Here is a 26,533-nt window from a genome sequence, read left to right as displayed (position 1 = left end):
ACGCGGCGCCCGTCTGAACCGCGCAGGCTGTGGCGTATCACTGGCTGGCAGCACGCCCGGACTCGCTCACGAAACAGCCGCCTCTCAGTGCGACGAAGCGGCGATCTGCGAAGGGCTCATGCCCAGCAGACGGCGCATGCAGCGGGCCATGTGGCCGGGATGGGCGAAGCCGGCTTCCAGCGCGATGTCGGTCAGGCTGGCGCGGCCTTCGAGCAGTCGCGTCCGCGCGCGCTCCACGCGCCGCTCCAGCACGAAACGATGGGCCGGCATGCCCACGGCCTCGCGGAACAGCGGCTTGAAGTGCGACAGGCTGAAGCCCGCCACGCCCGCCAGTTCGGCGAGCGTGAGGTCCTGGTCGAGGTTCGCCTCGATGTACTCGAGCACGTGGCGCAGCCGCCATGCCGGCAGCGCGCGACCCGGGGATGGAGCCGGCCTGCGCGATTGCAGGGCGAGCAGACGCGCGGCCAGCGCCGCAGCGAGGCTGTCGGCGAACAGGCGGCCACCCGGATAGGCGTCGTGATCCTCGGCCTGCATCATCCAGCCGATCCGTTCGACCTGGGGATCGCGGATGTGGATCGACGGCGCCAGCCCGGCGTCCTGCGATGCCAGCCCCATCGCGTCGGCGGTATCCCCCAGCAGTGCCGGGGTCAGCCGCAGCAGCAGCGAGCGGGCGGGCCGCGTCAGCGTCCAGCGCGTGCTCGAACCGGCGGGGACGACGCAGAACTGGCCATGGATGCGCGTGCCGCGCCGTTCGTACCGGCCCATGCGGTAACTGACCGGCACCGGGTCGCCCAGATGCAGGCAGAGCACGTGGCGATCGTCCAGCGGCGAATCGAACCGGCCCGACGGCACCGGCGAGGTGAGCACGTCGAGCAGCGGCATGCGGTTCGGGCTGCTGCCCGACAGCAGCGGTGCCGGTGGCGCGGGATAGCAGGCGGGGCGATCGCTCATCGCCTCATCCTCGCGACGGCGCGGGGTGGTGCACAAGTGCCGAAAATCATCCTTCCGTGTCCGCCAGCGTCCGTTTGTGCGCGCCCGATCCGCGGCTAGGCGTCAGCATGTCCCCGGTGCAGCAGCACATGGCAAGGAGATCGAAATGAAGCGCAGGCAATTCCTGCAGTTGACCGGGGCGGCGTTGGCCGGCGGTGTCGCCGGCGTGTGCATGGCGCGGACGGACATCGCCCGGCTCGCCACGGCCGTGGCGATGCCGCCGACCGACGCGGCCACATTCGGCAGGGCGCGGCGTTTCGCCGAACTGCCCTGTGGCCGGATCGCCTACGTCGAGCGTGGCGCGGGCGAGGCGGCGCTGTTCCTGCACGGCGCGCCGTTGAACGGCTTTCAATGGCGCGGCGCGCTTGATCGGCTGTCCGCCCATCGGCGCTGCATCGCGCCGGACTTCATGGGGCTGGGCTATTCGCAGGTTCCCGCGGGGCAGTCGCTGGCGGCCGATGCCCAGGCCGGCATGCTCGCCGCGCTGCTCGATGCGCTGGCGGTCGGCAAGGTCGACATCGTGGCCAGCGACAGCGGCGGCGCGGTGGCCCAGCTGTTCCTGGTTCGCCATCCCGAGCGCGTGCGCAGCCTGCTGCTGACGAACTGCGACGTCGAACCGGACAGTCCGCCAGCCGGGGTGATGCCGGCGATCGGGATGGCGCGCGCGGGCACGCTGGCGGAGGCCACGGCTCGATGGCTCACCGACAAGGCGCTGGCGCGCTCGACGTTCGGCGCGGCCGTCTATCGTGATCCGGCCCGGCTTGCCGACGAGACCATCGAGTATTACGTCACGCCGCTGGTGAGTTCGCCGCTGCGTCGGGCGCAGTACGAGGCGTTCCACATCGCGCTGGCGCCCAATCCGCTGGCCGGCATCGAGGCCGCGCTCAGGCGCAGCGCGGTACCGGTGCGCATCGTCTGGGGCGCTGCCGACCAGGTCTTCGCGCTGGCGGATGCCGAGTATCTGGACCACACCTTCCCGCAGTCGCGCGGCGTGCGCAGCGTGCCGGGCGCAAAGCTGTTCTTTCCCGAAGAGTTCCCCGACCTCGTCGCCGAAGAGGCGCGACACCTGTGGGGTATCGGCTGATGGAAAGGCTTCCCGTTTCCTGCCCGTCCCGCCCAAACCGATGGAGTCTGCGTACCGTGCGATCGATCATCCTGTTGTCCGCCTTGATGTCCGGCCTGTGCCTGGGCCAGCCTGCCGCCGCCGCGCCATCACCCGATGACACCAGCAGGATCGACCACGTCCTGCTGTGGGGGCGCAGCATCGACCAGGTCAGTGCGGTGATGACCGTCAAGCTGGGCTTCCAGGTCCGGCCGGGGCGCAATCCCGACGGCGTGGCCAATCGCTATGTGCGGATGTCCGACGGAAGCTATGTCGAGCTGGAGGGCATCACCCGGCCGGACGCGCGGATGGACCCGGGCATGCGCGCGGATCAGGTCGCGCTGCGTGGTGGCCCGGGCGCCCGCACCTTCGGTTTGCGTTCGTCGACGCTCGATCGGGAGCGCGTGTTGCTGCGCCAGCGCGGCTTCGCCCCGACGGAGATTTTCTCGGCAGCGCCGAATGATCCCGACGGCGACGGGCCCTCGGCGCCACCGCGCTGGCGGCTGTTCGCGTTCGAGCGCCAGCCGCTTTCGAGCAACCTGTTCTTCATCGACTACGCCGCAGGCAGACCCACGCCAACCCGCGTCGCCGACGCGCGGAGCGCGCGCGTGCATCCCAATGGCGCTCGCGAGCTGTCCGCGATCTGGCTGCTTTCGTCGAACGCCGAGGCGGACCGGCAGCAACTGGCCGCGATGGGTTTTGCCGGCGCCACGCCGGTGAGCGTGGCCCAGGTGGGCGCGCGCGGGTATTGCGTGCCGATCCATCGCAAACGCGTTCTGGTGTTGCAGCCGGATGGCGCGGGGATCGCTGCCGACGCGCTGCGCAGCGGTGGGCCGCAAGTGCTCGGGATCAGCGTGGCCGTGGCGGACATCGCGAGCGCAAGGCGGCAGGTCGAACGCGGATACGAAAAGCCGCTGGCCGGCTATCAGGGCCTGCTGGGGCCGTCCTTCCTGGCGCCGACGCGGGAGGATCTCGGGCTGCTGGTCGAATTCCACGCCGGGTCCGGCGTTGCCGCAACCTCGCCCTGCAGCGGCTGATGCCGCGGGAGCATGGCCGTCCTGTCGATCCGGCCACGCTTCGTTCGTCGCCATGGCAGGAGCGCGGTTTGCCGCGCGACCGCAGCCTTCCCACAGGAGATGACGATGCGATTCCTTTCGATGATCCGGATCAACGAGAACAGCGGGCAGCGGCCCAGCGAGCAGCTGATGGCCGACATGGGCAAGCTGATGGCGGAAATGACCGCAGCCGGCAGCCTGCTGGACACGGCAGGCCTGCGGCCCACGGCGGAAGGCGTGCGCGTGCGCCTGTCGCAGGGCCGGCAGACCACCACGGACGGCCCGTTCGCCGAAACCAAGGAAGTGATCGGAGGCTACGCGATGCTGCAGGCCGATTCGATGGAGCAGGCGCTGGCGCTGACCCGGCGCTTCCTCGACGTGCACGGCAGCGATTGGGAAATCGAGTGCGAAGTGCGCCAGGTCGACGAGGACTGCTCACCGCAGCGATGAGCCGGTGCGGCCGCCGGGGACCCGCGGTGGCCAGGGATCGCCGGGCCGGCTCAGGCCCGGTCGATCTTGTCCCCCTGATCAGTCCGCCTTGACCAGTTCCACGCGGCGATTCTTCGCCCGTCCTTCCTCGCTGCGGTTGTCGGCCACGGGGCGCTCCTGGCCGAAGCCGGCGGCGCCGAGTCGCTCGGCTGGCACGCCGGCCTGCACGATGGCGTCCATCACGCTGTTCGCGCGGGCGTCGGACAGCGCCTTGTTGGAGGCGGCGTCGCCCACGTTGTCGGTATGGCCTTCCACACGGAGCTTCAGCGCGGGCGAAGCCTTCATCATCATCGCGACCTGCTGCATGGTGGCCAAGTCGTCGGGTTTCAGCACTGCCTTGCCGGTGTCGAAGTTCACGTGCAGGGTGATGAAGCCGTTCTTGTCGAGTTCGTCGCGCAGCTGGTTGGCGGTCACCGCCTGCGCCATCGCCGCCACTTCGGTGACCACCAGCAGGTAATCCTGGGTGGGCGCGCCGTAGATGTCCGGCACCAGCTTGACCCACACGTCCTTGCCGCCGGTGTGCACCTTCAGCGTGGTCTCGCCGCCATCGCCCTCGCTGGGCAGGCGTTCGTAGGCCACCTCGCCACCGATCTGCCTGATCGCGTTCTGGTAGTTGCGGATGATCTGCAGCGGGCTGGCCTGGGTCTCGGGACTGCCGTAGAAGTAGCGCAGGCTGGTGGTGTCGCCTTCCACGGTTTGCGTGGTGGCGTTGTCGCCCTTGCCGACCTTGAACTCGGTGGCGTTGTAGGCCTTGCTGTATTCGCTGATGTACGAACCCGGATAGCGGGTGAGCAGGGGGTGATCCTTCGAACCGGCGATATCGTCGCCGGCGACTGCAAGCAGGGGCAGGGCAAGGCTGAGCGCGAACATGAAGACACGGACGATCCGATTCATGGCGGGCACCGGCAGTGGCAGGTGGCGGCATGATGCGCCCGATCGGCTGGCCGGGGGAAGCTGGGCGGAGGGCGGTGTCAGGCCGTGTCGGCGTGCTCCGGTCGGCCGTACCCGGCCTGGTCCAGACAGTCGCGCAATTGCCGCAATGCAGGCAGCAGCTGCTCGGGTTCGCGCAGGGCCTTGCGCGCCGCGCCGATGCTTCGGCGCACCTCGACCGGCGGCGCCGTGCCTTGTTCCAGCAGGACGATGGCCGGGTCGATGCAGGCGTGCAGGGCGTCGATCCAGTCCGCGGGTTGCGCTGCCTCGCCTCGGCGCACGGCCCATCGGCTGGCCCTGAATGCCGGGACGATCTGTGCGACCTGCGCCCACGCCGCCAGCACCTCGTCTCGCGTCCGCGCCGGCGTGGCCGGGTCGAAGGCGTCGCCGAGCACGGCCAGCGCATCGGCGATGCGCCGGCGCAGCACGTTGCGCGAACGCACCGGGTAGACCAGCCAGGCGGCGGCCACGCCGATCACTGCGCCGATCACGATTTCCTGCAGGCGCAGCCCCAGGTCATGGCTGGCCGAGTGGCCCTCGAAACCCTGCAGCAAGGCCAGCGCCAGGGTGACGAACAGCGCCCACCAGGCGTAGCCGAGCGGACGCAGCCAGATGCCGAAGAACACCGCGGCGAGGATCAGCGCGACGGTGGCGCCATCGTGGCTGCCCAGGTGCACGCTGAAGCCCAGCGCCAGCACGGCGCCGAACGCGGCGCCGAGCACGCGCAGCACGCTCTTGTACGCCACATCCAGCCGTCCGCGGTTGCCGCTGTTGACGATGAAGGCGGTCAGCACGATCCACGCCCAGCGCTGCGCGAAGAAGGTGTAGCCGACGACGAACGACAGCGCCAGCGCCACGGCCATCTGGATGGCCATGCGCGTGCTCGCGATCGGCCGCAGCGAGCTCTCGTGCGCGGGCGCAATCGCGATCGTGGTGGTCGCTGCCTGCACGGGCGGCAGCGCGTGCAGCCGCCGTGCCAGCGCGTGGAAGGCCGCCACCCAGCCCAGCGCCAGCAGCGCCACGACGATCGGCACCAGCGCCGCCATCAGCGGTCCCAGCCGCTGGCTAGGTACATGCGGCGTGGTCAGGATCACCACGAACGGCAACGCGATCAGCGAGCCGGCGCGGCGCGTCATCGGGCCAAACCGGCGCAGCCAGATCGACACGAACATGCCGGCCACGAAGACGAGGGCGCCCAGCCACGGCGCGTGCAGCAGCAACATGCCCACCGCGGTTGCCAGCAGGCCGACGATCGGCAGTGCCACCGCCGCTTCCAGCCGGCCGCGCAGGTCGCGATCCAGATGGCTGCGCGCGAACGACAGGCACAACACCACGGCCAGCACGGCAGGACCGGGTTCGGCATCGATCGCCATGGCGCAGCCGAGGGTGGCCAGCATCGCCAGCATGGTCACGACCGCCTCCCTTCCGGCGCGACTGAACGCGGAGGTGGCGGCATCGAAGGCGATGCGGGCGGTGGTCGGTGTTTTGCCGGCAGGCGTCATCCGGGCATAGGGTAGTCGAGCCGGCGGGCGACGCGGGGGCGTCGCGGCGGCGTGGCTCAGTGCGCGGGCAGGGTGTAGCTGAAGTCATAGTCGTGCCGACCATCGGCGATGGTGATCGTCATGGAGCCGTCGAGGCCAACCAGCTCGCCGGTGCCGGAGCCGGGCACCACCACCACGGTCCATTCCCGCGGCGTGCCAGCGACCATCAGGGCGCGGTGCACCAGCGCGAAACTGCCGCTGCGGCCGTGCAGTTTGCCGCTGACTGTCTCCAGCGCCACGTAGGCGCCGGACGTGCTGCCGTCGCCGGCGGCCAGCATCTCGCCCTGGCTGATGGCGTCCAGATCGCCGTGGAACTGCTTGTCCAGCGACAGTCGCGCCAGGCCCGAGGCTTTGGCCTGGGGATTGTCGGGCGTCTGCGGGGAAACCTTGACGTCGAAATGGCCGGTGGCGTGCATGGTGACGGGCTCCGTGTGGGTTTGTGCGAGCGCTGCCGCAGGCAGCGAAACGGCGAGGGCAAGCAGGAGTCGTGCGGCGCTTTTCATGGGAGACTCCTGGGTGATGTCACGTGCCGACAATGAAAGCACGGTTGGGGACGCGATGATTGTAAAAACGCGACAGGTGCGTGCCACCCCTTGCGGACGATGCGGATGAACGGCGGCGTCGGCAAGGCCCGTGGCGTGTTGCGTCCGGCGCCAGGCGCGCCGTCGACGGGCCTGTTCCACCACGCCCGCATCGCACCGCCGCCGGCGCTGGCCGGCGTCGTGCAGCATTACTGGATCGTGCGCTGGGATCTGCAGGGCGGCCCGCCGCAACGGCGCGAAACGCTGCCGCACCCGAACGTGCACCTGGCATGCGAGGCTGCCGGCAACCGCATCCATGGTATCCACACCGGCCGCTTCAGCACCGTGCTGGAAGGCTGCGGCGGCGTGTTCGGGGTGAAGTTCCGTCCCGGCGGTTTCCACGGCTTCCTGCGGCAACCGGTATCCGTGTTGCGCAATCGCTCGATCGCGCCGGAACAGGTGTTCGGCACCGTCGCCGCCGAACTGGCGACGATCACGCAGGCGTCGCCGGACGATGAACACATGGTGTCGCTGGCCAGCGACTTCCTGGTCACCCGTCTGCCGCCTCCCGATGCCCAGGCGCTGCGCGTGGGCGAGATGGTGGACGCCATCGCCATCGACCGCAGCCTGCGCACCCTCGACGACCTGGCGACCCGCTGTAGCATCACGCCGCGCACCCTGCAACGCCTGTTCAACCAGTACGTGGGCATCGGCCCGAAGTGGGTGATCAACCGCTACCGCATGCACGAAGCACTCGAACGCGTCGACGCGGGCAAGCCGATGGACTGGACGCAACTGGCGCTGGACCTGGGCTACTTCGACCAGGCCCACTTCATCCGCGACTTCAAGGCGCTGGTGGGGTGTTCGCCGGTGGGGTATGCGCGGCGCGGGCAGTCGGGTTGAGGTCGCGTCGGCGCGATGCAAATTCCCTCCTGTCCAGAACGCTGCCAGCATCCGACCCCATCGTTGGTTTGCAGGACTTGTCCGCTTGACCAGGCTTGGCTGAAAGCTGAGCATCGATTGCACATGCCCTGATATGAGGTTTGCCAAGCACTGGCATCCATGAACCCTGTTTCGTCGTGCCCCATTTGCAAGAAAGCCATCCATCCCTCTTTGGTTGACTGCCTGCCACGTAACGCAAATCTCTGGCCATACAAGTGCGAGCATTGCTCCGCACTACTTGCTGTAAGCGGCCGGACAAAGTTTAGACTCTTTGCCGCCCTTGCCATTGGTGGCATGACATCGGTCGTGGTTCTTGACTACATTGGCAGCGCTCTGGTGACTGCTGGCTACGTCCGTTCGCCACCGCTCCCGACGATGTGCGTCCTTTATGGGATATACAGTATCGTATTTTCCTTTGCGCTTGCTCGACTGGCCCGGCGCACTTCGGGATGGGTGCCCGCTTCCGAATGAATATTGCGTAGTCGGCCAATACCTCGTTTGCGGCGAACGAATTCGCCGCCGTCCAACTCAAGCGTTGAACCTGCCATGCAAAGCGTCTCTTCGGAAACATTGGCTGAAGTTGCCGCTTTGGCAGCTGCGTCCGTCTCCACTGAATCATGCGAAGCGGCAGTGAGTCAGCTTCTCGGAGACCGAGCCCTCGCGCGCCGGGCGCTGGATTGGCTGCCCGAGGCGTTCGGTCTTGTCCTGATCGCTCACATCGAGCCCAGCCTGGAGCTTCCAACGACGTTTCTGGCGACGGGGCATGGCGGTGAGTGGATCGAGCTTGCGCTGGCAGTCGATCCGCTTTTCGCTCAATGCCTTCAGCTGGCCAGCGTGGTCTTTCATAACGGGCCGCGTGAACTCTTTGAGCGTCTGGCGCTTGCCAGCTCGGTTCATGCGGCCGTGAATGACGCACTCAACCACGGAGTCAGTCTGAAAAATGGCAGACTTCATCCAATCCGCATGTTGGGTTTGTCCGCGGAGACGTATGACGGGGCCTGAGCATTTTTGAGGGACTTTTCGGCGGCTCTGGGCGCACGGTTTTTCTACAACCTCGTCAGAGCGCACGATGAAACTCTTCCTACGCCCCACATTCGGCATCGTGGTTCTTTTGCTCGTCAGCAGCTGCGTCAAGCCACGCCCTGACCAGATTTACCGCGGCACGTATTTCTACAATTTCGAGTCCTCCTCGTTTACGCCCGAAGGCACAAACGAGAACTGGTGCCTGAGCGGGGACCTCCGCAAGGCGGAGTTGCCGGCCAGGGGCCCCGGCGGTCCCTGGGGTTCGGCTTACGTGGTGGTTCGTGGCGAACTCGGCCCCCCGGGTCACTACTGCAACATGGGTGCCTCGAAGTACGTGCTCACGGTCCACGATGTCATTGAGGTCAGGGACAGGGTCGCCAGGGATTTGTAACGTGCGCTCCGGCATCTTGTGACGAAAGCGCGCCACATGGATGCCGCGCCCGCTTTTCTGTATGTTGGCGGCTTCCCAACGCCAAGGCGCGCCGCATGACCGCATCGCTGGAACACCCGGACCATCTTCGGCGCAGCCTTTCCAACCGGCACCTGCAGCTGATCGCCATTGGCGGCGCGATCGGCACCGGCCTGTTCATGGGCTCGGGCAAGACGATCAGCCTGGCCGGGCCGTCGATCCTGCTGGTCTACCTGATCATCGGCGTGATGCTGTTTTTCGTGATGCGGGCGATGGGCGAGCTGCTGCTGTCCAACCTGGAGTACAAGTCGTTCATCGACTTCTCCACCGACCTGCTGGGGCCGTGGGCCGGTTTCTTCTGCGGCTGGACGTACTGGTTCTGCTGGATCATCACCGCGATCGCCGACGTGATCGCGATCGCCGCCTATACGCAGTTCTGGTTTCCCGACCTGGCGCCGTGGATTCCCGCGGTGCTGTGCGTGTTGCTGCTGCTGAGCCTGAACCTGGTCACGGTGAAGCTGTTCGGCGAGATGGAATTCTGGTTCGCGCTGATCAAGATCATCGCGATCTGCGCGCTGATCGCCGCCGGCTTCGCCCTGGTGGCCTGGGGCTTCACCTCGCCGACCGGACACCAGGCGTCGGTGGCGAACCTGTGGAATGACGGCGGCTTCTTCCCGAAGGGGCTCAGCGGCTTCTTCGCGGGTTTCCAGATCGCGGTGTTCGCCTTCGTCGGCATCGAGCTGGTCGGCACCACGGCGGCCGAGACGGCCGACCCGCAGCGCAACCTGCCCAAGGCGATCAACTCGATCCCGGTGCGCATCATCATTTTCTACGTGCTGGCCCTGGTGGCGATCATGATGGTCACGCCGTGGCGCATGGTGGAGCCGGGCAAGAGCCCGTTCGTGGAACTGTTCGTGCTGGCCGGCATTCCGGCCGCGGCCACCCTGATCAACTTCGTGGTGCTGACCTCGGCCACGTCCTCGGCCAACAGCGGCATCTTCTCGACCAGTCGCATGCTGTACGGCCTGGCCGAGGAGCAGCACGCGCCGAAGACGTTCGCGCGGCTGTCGCGGGCCGCGGTGCCGTCGCTGGGCCTGCTGTTCTCCTGCGTGTGCCTGTTGCTGGGCGCGGCGCTGATCTACCTGATCCCCGACCTGATCACCGCGTTCACCCTGATCACCACCTTGTCCGCGGTGCTGTTCATGTTCGTGTGGTCGCTGATCCTGTTCGCCTACATCGCGTACCGGCGCAAGCGCCCGCAGTTGCATGAAGCGTCGACCTACAAGATGCCCGGTGGCGTGTTCATGTGCTGGGCCTGTCTGGCGTTCTTCGTGTTCGTGCTGGTGCTGCTGAGCCTGCAGCCGGATACCCGCGAGGCGCTGATCGCCAGCCCGGTGTGGTTCGTGCTGCTGGGTATCGGATACGCGTGGAAGGGGCGCAAGGCGCGCGGCGCCTGAGTCCGGTCCTGGCATGATGCGGCGTTCCACGCGGCGAGTCCTGTTGTTGCTGCTGGGCCTGGTCGCCGCAGGCCACGCCGCTGCCGAAGACGTCGCGATGCCGGCGCATGCGTCGTTCAACATCGATTCGGCGGTGCTGCAGGAGGCGCGGCACATCAACGTGTACACGCCGCCGGCTTACGCCACGGCGAAGGACGCCCGTTACCCGGTGCTGTACATGCCCGACGGCGGGTTGCAGGAGGATTTCCCGCACGTGGCCGCCGACGTCGACGCGGCGATCCGGGCCGGCGCGATGCGGCCGATGATCGTGGTCGGCATCGAGAACACCGAACGCCGGCGCGACATGACCGGCCCAACCACGCTGGCCAGCGACCGCGAGATCGCGCCACGCGTGGGCGGATCGGCCGCGTTTCGAGCCTTCATCGCGGACGAGCTGATGCCCGAAGTGCAGCGTCGCTATCGCACGGACGGCCATCGCGCGATCGTCGGCGAATCGCTGGCCGGCCTGTTCGTGGTCGAGACGTTCTTCGCGCAGCCGAAGCTGTTCGACACCTGGATCGCACTCAGCCCCAGCCTGTGGTGGAACGACATGGCGCTGGCCCGCGGTGCCGCGGCGCGACTGCAGGCGCAGCCATCACTGGCGTCGACCCTGTACGTGGCCAGCGCCAGCGACGATGGCCTGGATGAGAGCGGCGGCGGCCTGCTGCGGGAAGCCCTGCGCAAGCACGCGCCGCGCGGACTGCGCTGGTACTACCAGCCGTGGCCGGAACTGAAACACGCCACCATCTATCGCGGCGCGTCACCCGCGATATTCCGCCAGCTGTTCGCGCCGAAGTAGCGGTTCTCGCTCTGCAGGGCGGGCACGGCCCGCCCTGCGCATCGACTTCGCTCGTGCAAGCGCGCGTGGGCTCAATCGCGGTCAGGTGCGCCGAGCGGGAAGTACGAGCGGTAGGGGCGCGCCTCGTCCACTGCGCGGGCGAACGAGGGACGCGCCAGCAGGCGCTGCCGATACGCGACGAGGTTTGCGAAGGCGGCGGGGATCGGGTGCGCCCAGTCGGCGTAGAACAGGGCGGGCGCGGCGGCGCAGTCGGCGAGGCTGAACCCGCCGCCAGTGGCCCAGTGCCTGTCGGCGAGTTTGTGGTCGAGCCAGGCATAGGCGGTGTCGAGCATGCGGCGGGCTTCCTCCACGCCGCGGGCATCGCGCTCGGTGGCGGGGCGCAACTGGTCGAACACCATCTTCTGCAGCGGCGTATGCACGTAGTTGTCGAAGAACCGGTCGAGAAAACGGGTCTCCAGCGCGGCTTCGGCATCGTCGGGAATCAACCGCTGCGGACCGGGATGATGCTGACCCAGGTACTCGATGATGATGCTGGATTCGACCACGTTGCGTTCGCCGTCGCGCAGCAACGGCATGCGCCGCAGCGGCCACCAGGCGGTGAATTCGCGGTCGGTTTCGGCATCGTCCGGGGTGAGCAGGCGCAGCTCGAAGGCGAGGTCATTCTCGTACAGCGCGATCAGCACCTTCTGGCAGTAGGACGAGAACGGGTGGGCGTAGAGCTTGAGGGTCATGGTGGAGCACCTGGCTGGGGATACGCGAAGGCGACGAACGAAGGTGGGCGGAATCGACAGGCCATGCTCGACGCTCCCGGATTGCCCCAAGGAAGGTCGCGCCGAATCAGCGGCTGCGAGGCGTGCCGGATTCGCGCAGGCAGCAGTGGCGCCGCCGGTGGAACGGATCGCCGTCTGTCTCGACCGGGCTTGACCGCGATCAAGGAAACGCCGCGGCGGGGCGACCACGATCGACACCGGCGACACCGGCCAGGTGTCGGTGTAGCGAGGAACTTCGATGGAATTTCATATTGCGCTGGTCGACGCGTCCCCCGAGCCCGGCGTGGTGCAGGACGCCCTGTTCGATGTCGATCCCACGGCCGTGGTCGACCTGGACATGAGCGGACTGGTGATGCGCATATCGTCCTCGGCCACGGTCACCGACCTGGTCGAGGTGCTGGGGCAGGTCGGCTGGACGGTGGCGCCCGCACAGGTCGCGCAACAGCCGACGATCTGCTGCGGCGGCTGCAGCGGCTGAACCGCATCGACACAAGCGTCTCTTGTTGATCGCGCGCCATTCGCTCGCGCGCGTCGGCGCGCGGGCCTTTTCTCCGGAGTACCTGCCATGTCTTGCGATATCGTGATCATCGGCGCCGGCCCCGCCGGCTTGTGTTTCGCCCGCGCGCTGAAAGGCAGCGGCCTGCGCATCGCGCTGGTGGAGCGCCAGCCCGAAGCCGGCCTGATCGCGCCGCCGGATGACGGTCGCGAAATCGCGATCACCCACCACTCGCAACGCCTGCTGCGCGAGCTGGGCCTGTGGGCGCGCCTGCGCGAGGAGGAGATCGGCACGCTGCGCGACGCGATGGTGCTCGACGGCGACGACCGCGAGGGGCTGATGTTCCGCCACGACGAGGCGGGCAAGCCGCAGCTGGGCTGGTTGCTGTCCAACCACGCGATCCGGCGCGCCGCGTACGCCGGGGTGATGGAGTTGCCGGAGGTGGAACGGATCACCGGCGTCCAGGTGAGCACGGTGCGCACCGGTCGCGACGGCGCCGAGGTCGAGCTGGCCGATGGCCAGACGCTGCGCGCGCAACTGGTGGTGGCGGCGGACAGCCGCTTCTCCGACACACGCCGGGCCATGGGCATCGGCGCCGACCTGCATGATTTCGGCAAGACCATGCTGGTGCTGCGCATGCGCCACGAGATGCCGCACGAACAGGTGGCGTGGGAATGGTTCGGCCACGGCCAGACCCTGGCCCTGCTGCCGCTGCACGATCCGCACACCTCCTCGGTGGTGCTGACCCTGTCGCCGCCGGCGATGCGCGAGATGCTGGCGCTGGACGACGCGGCGCTGGAACAGGCCATGGCCGAACGTTTCGAGCAGCGCCTGGGCGCGATGCGCGTGGCCGGGCCGCGCTGCGCCTATCCGCTGGTCGGGGTGTATGCGCAGCGCTTCATGGCCGAGCGCTTCGCGCTGATCGGCGACGCCGCGGTGGGCATGCATCCGCTCACCGCGCACGGTTTCAATTTCGGCCTGCTGGGCCAGGACACGCTGGCGGGCGAAATGCGCGCCGCGATGGCCGCGGGCCGGCCGTTCTGGGAGGCATCGGTACTGCAGCGCTATGAGCGCCGGCATCGCCTGGCCACCCGGCCGCTGTATCTGGCCACCCGGATGCTGGCCGGCCTGTACACCGACGACCGCCGCCCGGCGCGGGTGTTGCGCAAGCTGGCATTGGGCGCGGGCGCGCGACTGGGGCCGTTCAAGCGCCTGGTGATGTCGGGGCTCACCGCCGAGTCGGCCGGCGTCCCCGCCTTGTTGCGCCGGCGCTCGACCTGAGAGTTGTGACTTTTCAACCTCGAAGCGACAGAAGAAAACCACAGGCAGTGGTTTTCCTCACCGGCATGGCCGGTGCCGGCCTGCTCAGGCGGGGTAGCTGGCCAGGCTGCTGGCGATGCGCACTTCGCCGGTCAGCACCTTGTGGATCGGACAGGCGTTGGCGATCTGCAGCAGGCGTTCGCGCTGCTCGTCGGTGAGGTCGCCCTGCAGGGTGATCACGCGGGTGATGTCGTTGCCGCTGGCCGGCGTGCCTTCGGGGTTGAACTGCAGGTCCACGCCGACCCGGCGCAGCGGCCATTGCTTGCGCGCGGCATACATCTGCAGGGTGATCGCGGTGCATGCGCCCAGCGCCGACAGCAGCAGGCGGTGCGGCGCCGGCCCGGCATTGGCACCGCCATCCTCGACCGGTTCGTCGGCCAGCCAGGCATTGCCCTGGTCATCGATGAAACTCACCGTGTACGGCGTTTGCCCGGTGACGGCGTGGACGGAGTAGATGGTCATCGGCATGGTTCCTGCGGCAGGGAAGGCAAGCTTGGCGGGCGCACTCAGATCACGTCCCACATGTAGCCATCGTTGGCCAGCACGGCGCCGGCCAGTTGCTCCACGGCGGCGTCCTCGTTGCGCTCCAGCCCGCGCACGTTGCGCGACATCCGTCGGCGCGCCTGCCTGGCGAACATCTCGGCGATGCTGACGGCCTGCGCCGCGGCGGGATGCGATTTCTTTTCCAGGCTGTCGGCACGCGACAGCACGCACAGGCCCACGAACAGGTCGATCGCGATGTCGGCCAGGCGTTTCTGCGCGTGCTGCATGTCGGTGGCCTTCTTGCCATGGCGACGCAACAACTGGTCCGACGACTTGGACAGCTCGACCGTGTACTTCTCGTAGGTCGCCGCGACCTTGCGCAACCGCGGCGACAGTTCGTGGGCGATGCGATCGATGCCGTAGCCGGTGGCTTCACGCATGCGCCGGCCGGTATAGCTGCCGAGCACCCCGAAGCCCTTGATCGGGTCGTTGAAGATCTCGCCCACGGCGGATTTCAGCTCGCTCAGCCCGGTGCCCACATCCTTCAGCCCGGACAGCGCGATGTACAGGTGCAGGATCTCGTTGGTGCCCTCGAAGATCGACAGGATGCGCGTGTCGCGGGTGATCTGCTCGTACGGGAACTCGCGCATGAAGCCGTTGCCGGCGGCGATCTGCAGCGCTTCGTAGGACGCGCGCTGCACCGCTTCGCTGGCGAACACCTTGCTCATCGCCGCCTCGACCGAATAGTCGCTGCCGCCGGCGTCGATCAGGTGCGCCACCATCCACACCGCGCTCTCGGCGGCGAAACAGTCCATCGTCATCTGGGCGATCTTTTCGCGCACCAGGCCGAACTCGGCGATCGGCTGGCCGAACTGCTTGCGGTCCTTGGCCTGGGCGCAGGCCAGGCGGATCAGCGAGCGCATGCCGCCCACCGCGCCGCCACCCAGGCCGGTGCGGCCCGAGTTGAGAATGCTCATGGCCACCTTGAAGCCCTTGCCGACCGGGCCCAGCACGTTCTGCGCCGGCACCTGCACGTCGGCGAACGCCACCGTGGTGGTGCTTGATGCGCGGATGCCCATCTTGTCCTCGTGCGGACCGTGGCTGACGCCGGGCCACGCCGCTTCGACGACGAAGGCGGTGATCTTGCCCTCGGGCGTGTCGGTGCGGGCGAACACGGTATAGAAGTCCGCGATGCCGCCGTTGGTGATCCAGATCTTCTCGCCCGAGAGCGTCCAGCTGCCGTCGTCGTTGCGCACGGCCTTGGTGCGGATCGAAGCGGCGTCGGAACCGGCGCCGGATTCGGTGAGGCAGAACGCGGCGATCATCTCGCCGGTGGCCAGCTTCGGCAGGTAGCGCTGCTTCTGTTCGTCGCTGCCGAACAGCAGCAAGCCCTTCATGCCGATCGAGCTGTGCGCGCCGATGGTCAGCGAGACCGAACTGTCGTGGCTGGAGGTCTGGCCCAGCACCCGGGCATAGGCGCCGTTGGAAAGTTCCAGCCCGCCGAACTCCTCGGGAATGATCAGGCCGAACAGGCCCATCTCGCGCAGCGCCTGGATGAATTCGGCCGGCTGCTCGGCGTCGCGGTCGTACTGTTTCAGTTCGGCGGTCTTGTCGGCGAGGAACTGGTCGATCGCGTCGGTCATCGCGCCCAGCATTTCCCGGTCGCGGGCGCGGATTTCCGGATACGGGAACAGGTTCTCTTCGAGGATGTTGCCCAGGAACAGCTGCTTGGCGACGCTGTGCTCGCTGCGCAAGGCGGGGGTGGCGGGCAAGGGCGTGTTCACGGCGTTCTCCGGACGGGGGCTGAAACGGCATTCTGGCACCTGTGGCGCGCCTGGCCATGACGCCAATCGCCGCAGGCCGATCACGCAAGCCGACGGGTTATGCTGGCCGTGCATCTGAACAGGGGAAGTCCATGCATCGTTTCGTCATCTTCGCCGCGCTGGCTGCGGCTTCCATGCTGGCCGGCTGCGCGCCGCACACCGCGGTCAAGCCGGCCAGCACCATCACCTTGAACGTCGATGCCGCGGGCAAGCCGGGGGCCGATGCGGACATGAAGAAAGTGCTGGGCGCCCTGGAGATGATCCAGGCTGGCCGCATCCAGCTGGCCATCGATGGCCCCCTGAACGAGGTGATCGACAAGTACGAGGCGCTCTACAAGGGCAGGGCGGGCATGGTGTTCTGCGCCCGCGGCCTGGGCGATGCGCTGATCTACGCCACCCTCGGCAGCAAGACGGTCAATGGCAAGGCGGATGTACCCGTAGAGGTGATCGGTTCGGCCTGGGCGCTGGCCTACTGGGCGCGTGGCTACGCGTACAGTGAAATGGCCCGCTACGCGGATGCGCGGGCCGAGCTGGAAAAGGCGCTGGCCCTGTCGCCGATGGACAGCCAGTACAAGAACGAGCTGGCGTTCACCTATCAGCGCAGCGGGGACTGGAGCCGGATGCTGGCCCTGTATCAGGAAGCCGAGGGGACTGCGGAGATCAGCGGCACCACCCCGGAAGCGACCACCGAGCTGAAGTGCGTGGCGCTGCGTGGCCAGGGTTATGCCCTGGTCGAGCTGCACCGCCTCGACGAGGCGACCAAGGCCTACCAGGGCTGCTTGAAACTGGTCCCCGGCGAACCCAAGTCATTGGGGGAACTGGGATATATCCAGGATTTGCGGGCGAAGGCGCACTGAGCTGCCGGCGCCCGCCCTGAAGTCTCGCGGAGGCAAGCCATGGCAACCGGTTGGGCCGGCGACGGCGCCGTCCAGGATCAGATCGATGCCACCGTCAGCGATGCGGTGCAGCGGGCGCGCCGGCAGCTGCGACAAGGCCCGGGGCTGAGTCACTGCGAGGAATGCGAGGCGCCGATTCCCGAAGCGCGGCGCCGGGCCGTGCCCGGCGTGCGCCTGTGCGTGACCTGCCAGCAGGCGCAGGACACGGAACAGCGCAGCAGCGGCCCGTACAATCGCCGGGGCAGCAAGGACAGCCAGTTGCGCTAGCTGCCTGGGTGGTGGCGGGCTACGGCCATCGCGATGGAAGACGCTTGTGCGACTGCCCGGCGCGGGGCAAGCTCCGCAGGCTGCCGGACTGACGATGGGTTGACCTGATTGCAGCCGCCAGTTTGGGTAAGCTTGGCGACAGCGTTCGAAGCGCTGCCGGCGTGACCAGGGGGGACACCATCATTTCCAATCCGTCGAATCCTTGCGGACTTGCAGCTGGCATCAACTATTTTTTTGCCCTGCTGCCGGACGAGTGCGCGCGAACCGCGATGGCTGGCGTGGGCGAGCGTTTCCGCAAGACCCACCGCATGGGCGGCACGCCGGTGGGCGTCGACAGCCTGCACCTGACCCTGTGCCCGATGGGCAAGCCCGAGCGACTGCGGCAACCGCTGGAGCAGGCCCTGCTTGCCGCCGGCGACGAAGTGCACGAGCAAGGGTTCCTGGCCACCTTGGACGCGGCGATGCGGTTCACCGCCCGCGACGGCCAGTTTCCATTCGTGCTGTGCGCGGACAGCGCCACCGCCGAGGCGGCGCTGGGCCTGCGCAAGGCGATTGCGGCGGGGCAGGCTCGCGCGGGCCTGCAGGTCAGCGGGGTGTCCAGCTTCCTGCCGCATGTCAGCCTGCTGCACGGCGCCGCCATCGAGGCGATCGAGGAATCGGTGGTGCCGATCCAGTGGCGCGCCTGCGAGTTCGTGCTGATCCGCAGCTTCTTCGGCGAATCACGCTTCGAGGTGGTGGGGCGCTGGCCGCTGGCCGAGGCGTCGGGACAGCCGTCGGTCAATCTGCTGGACGAGCTGGCCAACATGCCGGACCTGCCCGAGTTGCCTGACGCCTACTGACCGCGCGGCCCCGGTCAGATCGACGGCTCGGCGCTCGTCACCGGTGCCACCTGCTGGCGCCGTTCGCGCGCCAGGCGATGTTCGCGCCAGGCAATGTACAGACTGGCCGCGATGATGATGGCGGCGCCTGCCGCGGTGTAGCGATCCACCGCCTCGCCGAAGATCCACCAGGCCAGCACCGCCACGATCAGCAGCTGCAGGTAACTGAACGGAGCCAGCAGCGACGCGTCGGCCAGGCGCAGCGCACGCGTCCAGCAGAAGTGGCCGCCGGTGCCCAGCGCGCCGGACAGCACCAGCCATGGCCAGATCCCCGCCTGCGGCCATTGCCATACCGACAGCGCGGCGGGCAGCGACAGCGGAATCCACAGCAGGGTGGTCAGCAGCACGATGCGGTCGGCCGGTTCGCTGCCGGTCAGCGACTTGATGCTGATCGTCACCGCCCCGGTCAACGCGGCCGCCAGCAGGGCGACCAGGCTGCCGCTGGTGAACGCATCGCTGCCTGGCCGCACGATCACCAGCACGCCGATGAAGCCGGCGACCACCGCGCTCCAGCGCCGCATGCGCACCACTTCGCCCAAGAACAGCACGGCGCCGATCGTGACGAACAGCGGTGACGAATAGGACAGCGCCACGGCCTCGGCCAGCGGCAGGTTCACGATCGCCCAGAACCCGGCCAGCATCCCGCCCATGCCCAGCACGCAGCGCACGATGTAGAAACCCAGTCGCGGGGTGCGCAGCAGCTGCCAGCCGTGGCCGTGCAGCAGGGGCAGCGCGAACAGGGCGCCGAAGCCGCTGCGGAAGAAGGTGATCTGGAACGGATGCAGCTGGGCCGAGGCCAGGCGGATGCAGACCGCCATCAGCGCAAACAGGCTGGCGCTGCCCAGCATCAGCATGACGGCGCGCAATGGCAGCGCCGTGACGGGGGATGACGGGGTGGGTGTCGTTTCCAGGAGCGTGCCGCAGGAAGCGAAGAGTGGCGCGCATGGTACTGCAAGTTCCGACCCGGCTTCGCATCGCAGTCGCCGTGCAATGGCGTGTTGCATGTCCCGCAGTCATGGCGCAGCACCCGGACTCGGCCTTGCAGCGATCGGTGAGGTGGTGCCGACGTGCGATCGCGCCGGAGGCCGCTGCCGCTGCGGCGTCCCGACGCCGGCGAGGGCGTTTCATGATTCCTCGGCGCTTGGTGGACAACGTTGTCAATCCACATGAGGTTTCATCACCTCCTCGCAACGTGAGGCAATCCCGCGGCTTGATGGCGTCTGGAGCCAAGCGCGGATCATGGCGGGCGGTTCCCCGTCACAGTTTGGAAAAAGTCTGATAGACAACGTTGTCATTCGAGTCTATGACGGGACAGCACGTCCATAAGAAGCGGTAGCGAGCAAGGAGGCAGCAGGACACCGGGTTCCCCACCCCTGGCTGACCGGAGCGTCGCCAGGCCTGTCCTGACAACCCACCCGTAGCGATGTAGTCCCGACAGGAGACATCTCATGTTTGCGAAACGATCGGCTGTGTGGTCCGGCTTGGCTTTGAGTGCATTGGGCAGTGCCATGGGCACGTGCTTTTCGGTGGCCCTGCTGGCGGCAGTGCCGCTGCAGGCGACACACGCGCAATCCGCGCCCGCCTGTGCCGCGGCGTGGAATGCGGCGACCGCCTATGGCGGCGGCAGCGTGGTCAGCGAGAACGGCAACAACTACCTGGCCAACTGGTGGACCCAGGGCAACGACCCGGCGACCAGCAATGGACCGAATGGTTCGGGCCAGCCATGGACATCGCAGGGCAGTTGCGGCGGCAGCAATCCGCCGACCGATCCGCCGCCCACCGACCCGCCTGCGTCGGGTGGTTGCGACGCGGCATGGAATGCGGCGACCGCCTATGGCGGCGGCAGCCTGGCCAGCGAGAACGGGGTGAACTACAAGGCCAACTGGTGGACCCAGGGCGATGACCCGGCCACGCACAGCGGACCGACGGGTACCGGCCAGCCGTGGACTGCCCAGGGCAATTGCGATGGCACCACGGACCCGGGCGATCCCGGTGATCCGGGGGACCCTGGCGATCCGGGCACGCCGAACCCGCCTGCCGAGGGCTTTCTGTTCAGTCCGTACAAGGACGTCACCATCAACCTCAACTGGAATACCAACGTGATGCGCACCGCGGTCACCGGCACGGCGATTCCGCTGGTGGGCAGCGGCAGCCTGGTGTCCACCGCGTTGCCGAATCTGGGTGCGGTCACCCTCGCGTTCGCTTCCGGCGAATGCGGCAGCGAAAGCTGGGGCGGCATCCCGGCGGCGAGCTTCGCCAGCGCCAACATCCAGCCGCTGGTCGACGCGGGCATCAGCTATGTGGTTTCCACCGGCGGCCAGGCGGGCAGCTTCACCTGCGGTTCGGCGGCGGGCATGGCGCAGTTCCTTTCGCGCTACGCCTCGCCGTACATGGTTGGCTTGGACTTCGATATCGAAGGCGCCCAGTCACAGGCGCAGATCAACAACCTGATCGCCAACGCCGCGTACGCGCACACCTTGTATCCGAACCTGCGCTTCTCGTTCACGCTGGCCACACTGGCTGCATCGGACGGCAGCTACGGCGGGCTGAACGGCGTCGGCGACATGGTGGTGCGCGCGGTGAAGGCAGCCAACCTGCCGAACTACACGATCAACCTGATGGTGATGGACTTCGGTTCGGCGAGCCCCGGCGTGTGCGTGGTGTCGAACGGGCAGTGCGACATGGGCCAGTCGGCGATCCAGGCGGCGCTGAACCTGCAGCACACCTACGGCATTCCCGCCAGTCGCATCGAGCTGACCCCGATGATCGGCGTGAATGACGTCAGCAGCGAAGTGTTCCGGATTTCCGACGTGGACACCGTGGTCAATTACGCGGTGAACCAGGGCATGGCCGGCGTGCACTTCTGGTCGCTGGATCGCGACACGCCGTGCGCGGGCGGTGGCGGCACGGCATCGCCGATCTGCAATTCGGTGAACGGCACCACGCCGCTGCAGTACAGCAAGCGGTTCCTGCAGGACCTGGGCAAGTAGCAACAGGAGCTGGCGGACCGGCCGGATGCCGGTCCGCCAGCTTTCAGGACGTCGCCGATTCGACGAAGGTGACCATGTTGCCGTCCGGATCGCACACCGGCGCGAAACGCACGAAGTGCGTGGCCAGTTGCGGGGCAGGGACGTCGATGTTGCGATCCTGCAGGTCATGCAGGATTTCGTCCAGATCCTCGACCATGATGCCGACCGACGTTGCACCGGCGTGGCAGCAGGGCTCTTCGGTCAGCTCGTTCCTCGACAGCAGCTGGATGCGCGTGCGCCTGGCGATCTGCCACTCGGCACAGAACGCGTTGGGTGTGTCGTCAGGGTCCCGTCCGAACAGGCGGGCATACCAGGCGCTGGATGCAGCAAAATCGCTCACGGCAACAGTGGCGAGAACCTGGCGGGCAGTCATGATGTTTCTCCGCGGGTATTGGCGCAAGATTTAGCGCCTCGTCCATGTCGGCAGCGTGAAGGTCCGCACGATGCCCTTATAATCGCGGCCCGTTTACCTGATTCAGGGGCGTTCCGTGTCCGATATTCCCGCCTGTCCGTCCTGCGCGATGGAGAACACCTATCCCGACGGCGACAACTACATCTGCGCCGATTGTGGCCACGAGTGGCCGATTGCGTCGGGTAACGGCGAGGGTGGCGATGCGCTGGTGGTGCGCGACGTCAACGGCAACGTGCTCAACAGTGGCGACACCGTGACGGTGATCAAGGACCTCAAGGTGAAGGGTTCATCGATCCCGCTGAAGCAGGGCACGGTGATCCGCAACATTCGCCTGGTCGATGGCGACGACGAGCACATCGAAGGCAGCTCGGACAAGATCAAGGGACTGGTGCTGAAGGTGTGCTTCCTGAAGAAGGCCTGAGGCCGCTGCCCGTTGTCAGTCCGGGGGCAAGGCCTGGAAGCGCTGCACGAAATCGGCTGCTGCTTCCGGCATGCCGAGATGGTAGCCCTGGCCAAAATCGCAGCCCATGCCGGCCAGCAGGTCCTCGGTGGCCTGGTTCTCGATGCCTTCGGCAATCGTGGCGAGGTCGAGGTCGTGGGCCATGTTGATGATCGCGCTGACCAGTCGAGTCGTATGCGGATCGTCCTGCGTGGAGCCGATCAGTGACTGGTCGATCTTCAGTTCGGTGGCGGGGAAGCGGCGCAGGTAGGAGATCGAGGCGTAGCCGGTGCCGAAATCGTCGATGGCGATGCGCACGCCCATGTCACGCAGCCGGCGCAGCACCTGCACGCTGGACTCCAGGTCCGCGGCCAGCGCGGTCTCGGTGACTTCCGCGATCACCGAGGTGGGCGCCACGCCCCAGATGTCGAGTGCGCCCCGGAACTGCTCGACCATGCCGGGCCGCGAAAAGGCCTGCGGCGAGAGGTTGATGGCAAAGTCCAGTCCGCCCTTCGCGCACAGCGGCGCGGCGTGGCGCAGGGTGGCGTTGATGCTCCAGCGGGTCAGCATCGAAATCAGGTCGCTCTGTTCGGAAAACGGCACGAAGCTGGCCGGCGACACCGCGCCGTGGCGGGGGCTGGTCCAGCGTGCCAGCGATTCGACGGCCACCAGGCGCCGTGCCTGCAGCTCGCATACCGGCTGGAAATACACCTGCAGCCGGTTCGCCTCGATGGCGTCGCGCAGTTCCTCGTAGAAAATCTCCACCTGGGTGTCGTGCGGCTGGTAGATCTGGCAGGACTCGCGCCGGCGCTGCGCTTCGTCCAGCGCCATCGCGGCGCGGCGGCACAGCAGGTCCGCGTCCTGCCCGTGTTCGGGGTAGAGCGCGATGCCCATCACCGCGCGCAACTGCCAGGGCGATTCCACACCGTGCAGCGGCTGCTCGAAGGCCTGGCTGAGTCGCGCGCTGGCCAGCAGCACGTGGTTGCGGCTCAGCATGTCGGGCAACAGCACGGCGTAGCTGTCGTCGCCGGCGCGGAAGACCCGGTCGGCGGGGCGCAGCGACCGCACGATCAGTTCATGGGCGATCTCGCCGGCGTGCTCGCCCTGCGCGTAACCGAAGCGCAACGCGATCTGGCGCAAGCCGCGGGCACGCAGCATGAGCACGGCGAAACGCCCGCCCGTTTCGGCGCAGGCGCCGATTTGTTCCTCGATCGCGGCAAACAGGGAATCCCGATTCAGCATGTCGATGGCAACGCGGCCTGGAGACTTGAGGGCGGGTGGAGCGCGAACCCGTGGCACGGGCGAATCATCGCAGCTGCGTCATTTCAGGAACAGGCCGGCGGCGTCGATGCCATAGTCGCCGGCGACCAGGCTGCGCACGATGTCCACCGCAGCGTCATGGCCCTGCTGCATCAGGTCGACCTGATGGAAATCCTCCAGCGGCTGCTTGTTCGACCGGGTCAGCACGACGACCTTGGGGCGCAGCCGGCGCACCTGGTTCTGCGCCATCACCACGGCGACCTCGCCGGTGCTCAGCTCCACCAGCGACCCGGTCGGGTAGACGCCGAGGCAGACCTGGAAGCGCTCGATCATCTCGGCCTGGAACAACGTGTTGCGGGTGGCGTAGATCTGCCGCAGCGCGTGGTGACGGGAAATGGCCGGACGATAGGGGCGCGGACTGATCATCGCGTCGTAGGTGTCGATGATGCCGAGCATGCGTCCGGTGATCGGGATCATGTTGCCGGCCAGGCCGTCGGGATAGCCGCTGCCATCATGGCGCTCGTGATGGCTGCGCAGGATGTCGAGCACGTCCTGGTCGGTGATGTCCGACTCGGAGACGATCGCCAGCCCGGCCTCGACGTGCGAGCGCACCACGTCCACTTCGGCGGGCGAGAGCGAGCCGGGATAGCGCAACAGGTTTTCGGGAACGCGGGTCTTGCCCACGTCCATCAGCAGGCCGCCGGCGGCCAGGCTGAGAATGGTTTCCTCGGCGAAGCCCATGTGCCGCCCGAACGCGGCGGCAAGCGCGCTGCAACCGATCGAATGGCTGTAGGAATAGTTGTCGTGCCGGCGCAAGCCCTCGACCAGGAAAAATGCATCGGCGCTGCGCAGCACGCTGGCCACCAGCGGTCGCACTGCCTGCTCCACGCGCTCCACCGAGAGCTCGCGGCCGCTGGCGATGTCTTCGTAGATCCGGTCGACCATCTCGCCGGCGTTGTCCAGCGCGGCGTGCGCCCGCGGCGCTTCCTCCTCGACCGGAATCCTGTCGGCGTACTGGACGGTGTCCTTGAAGCGGGTCCCAGAGAGGCTGGTGCGGGTCAGTGCCGGTCGCGCCGTTATCGGCACCTGGCGGCGAAGGTCGATGTATACGTACTCGCAAACCGCGCGGACGGCAGCGAGATCCTCGGGACTGGCCAACCCCACTCCCTGCAGGGGAAAAGAGGTCGCGTCCCACGGTCGGTCGAGCCGGCACACGTACATGCCAAGCCGGAGGGCGTGGACGTCCATGCGCTGTTCTTCGATCTCAAAGGCCACGCATGGTCCCGGGCTGGCTGGAATGGGGCGAGCCGATGGTCTGGCCGAATGGCCCGGCGGCAGACTTTCCGCCTCCTGCAACACCCGGCAGCCTAGCAGGGGATTGTGTGCGGATGCCAATGAAGCATGTCGCGCAGGATGCGTTGATGCGGAGTGATCATGCGCGCGTCGACCATTGGCCTGGCCGAGTGTCGCCACTACAGTGCAACACCTTGCCCAGGACCCTCGTGCCCGTATGTCGCCCACTCACCGATTCTTGCGTACCTTCCGATCGATCCATCTGCACCTGGGCGTGTTCACCGCCCCGATGCTGCTGTTTCTTGCCATCACGGGCGGGCTGCAGGTGTTCGGCCTGCACGAAGGCTCGCGCGGCAGCAGTTACGCGCCACCGGCCTGGCTGGCCAGTGCGGCGCAACTGCACAAGAAGCAGACCCTGGAAATGCCGCAGCGGCGGCGTCCGCCGGCCACGGCGGCCGGCAACACGGCGCAACCGACGCCGGCCGCGCAACCGCGTGTGCGCGACGAGGCGGCGCGGCCAGCGAAGAAGAATCTGTGGCCGATGAAGGTGTTCTTTGCGCTGGTCGCCCTGGGCCTGCTGGTGTCGGTGTCGAGCGGGCTGTACATGGCGTGGCGCTTCACCCGCCGCCCCGCGATGTTCGGTGCGGTGCTCGGCGCCGGAGTCGTGGTGCCGCTGTTGCTGCTGCTGTTCTGACCCGTCGGCGCGGCAGGCTGGACTACGGCCTGCCGCGGCCGGTGACTCAGGCGATGGTCAGCGTCACGTCGATGTTGTTGCGCGTGGCGTTCGAGTAGGGGCAGACGATGTGCGCCTTCTGCACCAATGCCTCGGCCTCGGCGCGCGGCATGCCGGGGATCGTGATGGTCAGCTCGACCTCGATGCCGAAGCCGGTGGGAATCGGGCCGATGCCGACCTGGCCGGTGACTTGGGTGTCGGCTGGCAACTGCAGCTTCTGCTGGCCAGCCACGAACTTCATCGCGCCCAGGAAGCAGGCCGAGTAGCCGGCGGCGAACAACTGTTCCGGATTGGTGCCGTCACCGCCGGCGCCACCCAGTTCCTTCGGGGTGGTCAGCTTGACGTCGAGCACGTTGTCGGAGGAGGTGGCGCGGCCGTCGCGACCGCCGGTGGCGGTGGCCTTGGAGCGATACAGGACTTTTTCGATGGACATGGCGGATTCCTTGGTTGTGGGTGATGAAGTTGTGTGCTATCAAATAGCGCGCTATTTGAATGATGGAAAAACGATTGGCGATCAGTCCTCGGTGGACAGCTTGCGGCGCAGGTCCTGCAATTCCTGCTTGAGGTGGATCAGCTGCTCCGGTGCGCAGCGGGTGGCGCAGAAGATCGATTCCTGCACCTTGCCGGCCTTGCCCTGCAGCGCCTTGCCCCGGGCGGTCAGCGAGATCACCACGTGGCGTTCGTCATCGCGCGAGCGCAGCCGCGTCACCAGGCCTGCGGACTCCAGCCGCTTGAGCAGCGGGGTCAGGGTGGCGGAGTCGAGGAACAGGCGTTCACCGATTTCCGACACGCTGAGGCTTTCGTCCTCCCATAGCACCATCATCACCAGGTACTGCGGATAGGTGATGTCGAGGGCCTTGAGCAGCTTGCGATACACCTTGTTCATGGCCAGCCCGGCCGAATAGAGCGCAAAGCACAATTGCGCATCCAGCCGGGGTACGGCGTTGGCGGCAGGCTTCGTGGTGGTGCGGGCGGCTTTCATGGCTGCGCATATTACATAGCGCGCTATTCGTTTGCAAGCGATCTTGTTCGCGAGATCGCAGCCGTATCGCGCGGCTGGAGTAGAGTTGTGGACCCGCCGGTGCCGCCAGAGGTTCCGGCATCCACGCAGCAGCCCAGGGGACTACGCATGGACTT

At 67.4% G+C, this 26,533-nt stretch carries 28 protein-coding genes; 14 read left to right on the top strand and 14 right to left on the bottom strand.

The genetic code is table 11. The features are described 5' to 3' along the window. Window positions 1–84 precede the first annotated feature (84 nt). On the bottom strand, window positions 85–951 hold the full coding sequence (locus tag ASD55_RS11590; protein ID WP_056766294.1) for an AraC family transcriptional regulator: 867 nt from the start codon (window positions 949–951) through the stop codon (window positions 85–87). Window positions 952–1,096: 145 nt separating this feature from the next. On the opposite strand from ASD55_RS11590, the gene ASD55_RS11585 reads away from it, so the two are divergent. The 3 genes from ASD55_RS11585 to ASD55_RS11575 all read left to right on the top strand — a co-directional run bounded on the left by ASD55_RS11585 (window position 1,097) and on the right by ASD55_RS11575 (window position 3,597). Continuing rightward, complete coding sequence (locus ASD55_RS11585) at window positions 1,097–2,074, top strand: alpha/beta fold hydrolase (protein ID WP_056766292.1); 978 nt, start codon at window positions 1,097–1,099, stop codon at window positions 2,072–2,074. Between the two features lie 86 nt (window positions 2,075–2,160). Further along, the gene (locus ASD55_RS11580; RefSeq protein ID WP_235577800.1) at window positions 2,161–3,129 is read left to right on the top strand and encodes a VOC family protein; all 969 of its coding nucleotides are present in this window, start codon (window positions 2,161–2,163) and stop codon (window positions 3,127–3,129) included. 105 nt (window positions 3,130–3,234) lie between these two features. Then, window positions 3,235–3,597 carry a YciI family protein gene (locus ASD55_RS11575; RefSeq protein ID WP_056718278.1) on the top strand — a complete coding sequence of 121 codons (363 nt, stop codon included), beginning with the start codon at window positions 3,235–3,237 and terminating at the stop codon, window positions 3,595–3,597. A gap of 78 nt (window positions 3,598–3,675) precedes the next feature. Here ASD55_RS11575 and ASD55_RS11570 read toward each other — a convergent pair whose 3' ends face one another. The 3 genes from ASD55_RS11570 to ASD55_RS11560 all read right to left on the bottom strand — a co-directional run bounded on the left by ASD55_RS11570 (window position 3,676) and on the right by ASD55_RS11560 (window position 6,523). After that, window positions 3,676–4,530 carry an OmpA family protein gene (locus ASD55_RS11570; RefSeq protein ID WP_056766288.1) on the bottom strand — a complete coding sequence of 285 codons (855 nt, stop codon included), beginning with the start codon at window positions 4,528–4,530 and terminating at the stop codon, window positions 3,676–3,678. Between the two features lie 77 nt (window positions 4,531–4,607). Further along, entirely contained in the window at window positions 4,608–6,068 is a 1,461-nt protein-coding gene (locus tag ASD55_RS11565; RefSeq protein WP_056766285.1) for an FUSC family protein, read from the bottom strand. A 56-nt stretch (window positions 6,069–6,124) separates the two neighbouring features. Beyond that, window positions 6,125–6,523: a DUF3224 domain-containing protein gene (locus tag ASD55_RS11560; RefSeq protein ID WP_056766485.1), complete on the bottom strand. Its 399-nt coding sequence runs from the start codon at window positions 6,521–6,523 to the stop codon at window positions 6,125–6,127. Window positions 6,524–6,715: 192 nt separating this feature from the next. Between ASD55_RS11560 and ASD55_RS11555 the strand changes: the two genes are divergently transcribed. Next, entirely contained in the window at window positions 6,716–7,531 is an 816-nt protein-coding gene (locus tag ASD55_RS11555; protein WP_056766283.1) for a helix-turn-helix domain-containing protein, read from the top strand. Window positions 7,532–8,185: 654 nt separating this feature from the next. Here ASD55_RS11555 and ASD55_RS11550 read toward each other — a convergent pair. Then, the gene (locus ASD55_RS11550) at window positions 8,186–8,524 is read right to left on the bottom strand and encodes a hypothetical protein (RefSeq protein WP_056766281.1); all 339 of its coding nucleotides are present in this window, start codon (window positions 8,522–8,524) and stop codon (window positions 8,186–8,188) included. Between the two features lie 555 nt (window positions 8,525–9,079). Here ASD55_RS11550 and cycA point away from each other — a divergent pair. Continuing rightward, window positions 9,080–10,459 carry a D-serine/D-alanine/glycine transporter gene (cycA, locus tag ASD55_RS11540; protein WP_056718227.1) on the top strand — a complete coding sequence of 460 codons (1,380 nt, stop codon included), beginning with the start codon at window positions 9,080–9,082 and terminating at the stop codon, window positions 10,457–10,459. A 13-nt stretch (window positions 10,460–10,472) separates the two neighbouring features. Further along, a complete protein-coding gene (locus ASD55_RS11535; protein WP_056766276.1) occupies window positions 10,473–11,297 on the top strand; it encodes an alpha/beta hydrolase-fold protein in 825 nt (274 codons plus the stop codon). 71 nt (window positions 11,298–11,368) lie between these two features. Here ASD55_RS11535 and ASD55_RS11530 read toward each other — a convergent pair whose 3' ends face one another. Beyond that, on the bottom strand, window positions 11,369–12,028 hold the full coding sequence (locus ASD55_RS11530; RefSeq protein WP_056766274.1) for a glutathione S-transferase family protein: 660 nt from the start codon (window positions 12,026–12,028) through the stop codon (window positions 11,369–11,371). A 277-nt stretch (window positions 12,029–12,305) separates the two neighbouring features. Between ASD55_RS11530 and ASD55_RS11525 the strand changes: the two genes are divergently transcribed. Then, entirely contained in the window at window positions 12,306–12,545 is a 240-nt protein-coding gene (locus ASD55_RS11525) for a hypothetical protein (protein ID WP_056766272.1), read from the top strand. A gap of 87 nt (window positions 12,546–12,632) precedes the next feature. Continuing rightward, window positions 12,633–13,844: a 5-demethoxyubiquinol-8 5-hydroxylase UbiM gene (gene ubiM / locus ASD55_RS11520; protein WP_056766270.1), complete on the top strand. Its 1,212-nt coding sequence runs from the start codon at window positions 12,633–12,635 to the stop codon at window positions 13,842–13,844. Window positions 13,845–13,928: 84 nt separating this feature from the next. On the opposite strand, the gene ASD55_RS11515 is transcribed toward ubiM, so the two are convergent. Together ASD55_RS11515 and ASD55_RS11510 are read right to left on the bottom strand one after the other, a co-directional pair. Further along, window positions 13,929–14,345, bottom strand: coding sequence for an OsmC family protein (locus tag ASD55_RS11515; protein ID WP_056766268.1), 417 nt, complete (start codon window positions 14,343–14,345; stop codon window positions 13,929–13,931). Between the two features lie 44 nt (window positions 14,346–14,389). Continuing rightward, on the bottom strand, window positions 14,390–16,150 hold the full coding sequence (locus ASD55_RS11510; RefSeq protein WP_082542751.1) for an acyl-CoA dehydrogenase family protein: 1,761 nt from the start codon (window positions 16,148–16,150) through the stop codon (window positions 14,390–14,392). Between the two features lie 131 nt (window positions 16,151–16,281). Here ASD55_RS11510 and ASD55_RS11505 point away from each other — a divergent pair, with 131 nt between their 5' ends. The 3 genes from ASD55_RS11505 (at window position 16,282) to ASD55_RS11495 (ending at window position 18,191) form a co-directional block, all read left to right on the top strand. Continuing rightward, window positions 16,282–17,046 carry a hypothetical protein gene (locus ASD55_RS11505; RefSeq protein WP_056766263.1) on the top strand — a complete coding sequence of 255 codons (765 nt, stop codon included), beginning with the start codon at window positions 16,282–16,284 and terminating at the stop codon, window positions 17,044–17,046. A gap of 39 nt (window positions 17,047–17,085) precedes the next feature. After that, window positions 17,086–17,352, top strand: a complete 267-nt coding sequence (locus ASD55_RS11500; protein WP_056766261.1) for a DksA/TraR family C4-type zinc finger protein — start codon at window positions 17,086–17,088, stop codon at window positions 17,350–17,352. Between the two features lie 269 nt (window positions 17,353–17,621). After that, window positions 17,622–18,191, top strand: coding sequence for a 2'-5' RNA ligase (locus tag ASD55_RS11495; RefSeq protein ID WP_200946152.1), 570 nt, complete (start codon window positions 17,622–17,624; stop codon window positions 18,189–18,191). 14 nt (window positions 18,192–18,205) lie between these two features. On the opposite strand, the gene ASD55_RS11490 is transcribed toward ASD55_RS11495, so the two are convergent. Beyond that, window positions 18,206–19,084: an EamA family transporter gene (locus ASD55_RS11490; RefSeq protein ID WP_082542750.1), complete on the bottom strand. Its 879-nt coding sequence runs from the start codon at window positions 19,082–19,084 to the stop codon at window positions 18,206–18,208. Between the two features lie 654 nt (window positions 19,085–19,738). Between ASD55_RS11490 and ASD55_RS11485 the strand changes: the two genes are divergently transcribed. Beyond that, the gene (locus tag ASD55_RS11485) at window positions 19,739–21,220 is read left to right on the top strand and encodes a carbohydrate-binding protein (RefSeq protein WP_082542749.1); all 1,482 of its coding nucleotides are present in this window, start codon (window positions 19,739–19,741) and stop codon (window positions 21,218–21,220) included. 43 nt (window positions 21,221–21,263) lie between these two features. Here the strand turns inward: ASD55_RS11485 and ASD55_RS11480 are convergent, their stop codons facing one another. Next, window positions 21,264–21,632: a VOC family protein gene (locus tag ASD55_RS11480; protein ID WP_157598954.1), complete on the bottom strand. Its 369-nt coding sequence runs from the start codon at window positions 21,630–21,632 to the stop codon at window positions 21,264–21,266. Window positions 21,633–21,747: 115 nt separating this feature from the next. Here ASD55_RS11480 and ASD55_RS11475 point away from each other — a divergent pair, with 115 nt between their 5' ends. Then, window positions 21,748–22,092: a zinc ribbon domain-containing protein YjdM gene (locus ASD55_RS11475; protein ID WP_056766253.1), complete on the top strand. Its 345-nt coding sequence runs from the start codon at window positions 21,748–21,750 to the stop codon at window positions 22,090–22,092. 15 nt (window positions 22,093–22,107) lie between these two features. Here the strand turns inward: ASD55_RS11475 and ASD55_RS11470 are convergent, their stop codons facing one another. Next, window positions 22,108–23,352: a GGDEF domain-containing phosphodiesterase gene (locus tag ASD55_RS11470; RefSeq protein ID WP_056766251.1), complete on the bottom strand. Its 1,245-nt coding sequence runs from the start codon at window positions 23,350–23,352 to the stop codon at window positions 22,108–22,110. A gap of 78 nt (window positions 23,353–23,430) precedes the next feature. Further along, entirely contained in the window at window positions 23,431–24,645 is a 1,215-nt protein-coding gene (locus ASD55_RS11465) for an HD-GYP domain-containing protein (RefSeq protein WP_056766249.1), read from the bottom strand. A 256-nt stretch (window positions 24,646–24,901) separates the two neighbouring features. On the opposite strand from ASD55_RS11465, the gene ASD55_RS11460 reads away from it, so the two are divergent. After that, entirely contained in the window at window positions 24,902–25,357 is a 456-nt protein-coding gene (locus ASD55_RS11460) for a PepSY domain-containing protein (protein WP_235577789.1), read from the top strand. Window positions 25,358–25,403: 46 nt separating this feature from the next. Here ASD55_RS11460 and ASD55_RS11455 read toward each other — a convergent pair whose 3' ends face one another. Further along, window positions 25,404–25,829 carry an organic hydroperoxide resistance protein gene (locus ASD55_RS11455; RefSeq protein ID WP_056766243.1) on the bottom strand — a complete coding sequence of 142 codons (426 nt, stop codon included), beginning with the start codon at window positions 25,827–25,829 and terminating at the stop codon, window positions 25,404–25,406. 81 nt (window positions 25,830–25,910) lie between these two features. Continuing rightward, on the bottom strand, window positions 25,911–26,378 hold the full coding sequence (locus ASD55_RS11450) for a MarR family transcriptional regulator (protein WP_056718210.1): 468 nt from the start codon (window positions 26,376–26,378) through the stop codon (window positions 25,911–25,913). Window positions 26,379–26,533 lie beyond the last annotated feature (155 nt).

The organism is Rhodanobacter sp. Root561 (assembly GCF_001427365.1).
Taxonomy (GTDB): Bacteria; Pseudomonadota; Gammaproteobacteria; order Xanthomonadales; family Rhodanobacteraceae; genus Rhodanobacter.
This window is presented reverse-complemented; position numbering and strand designations above follow the sequence as displayed.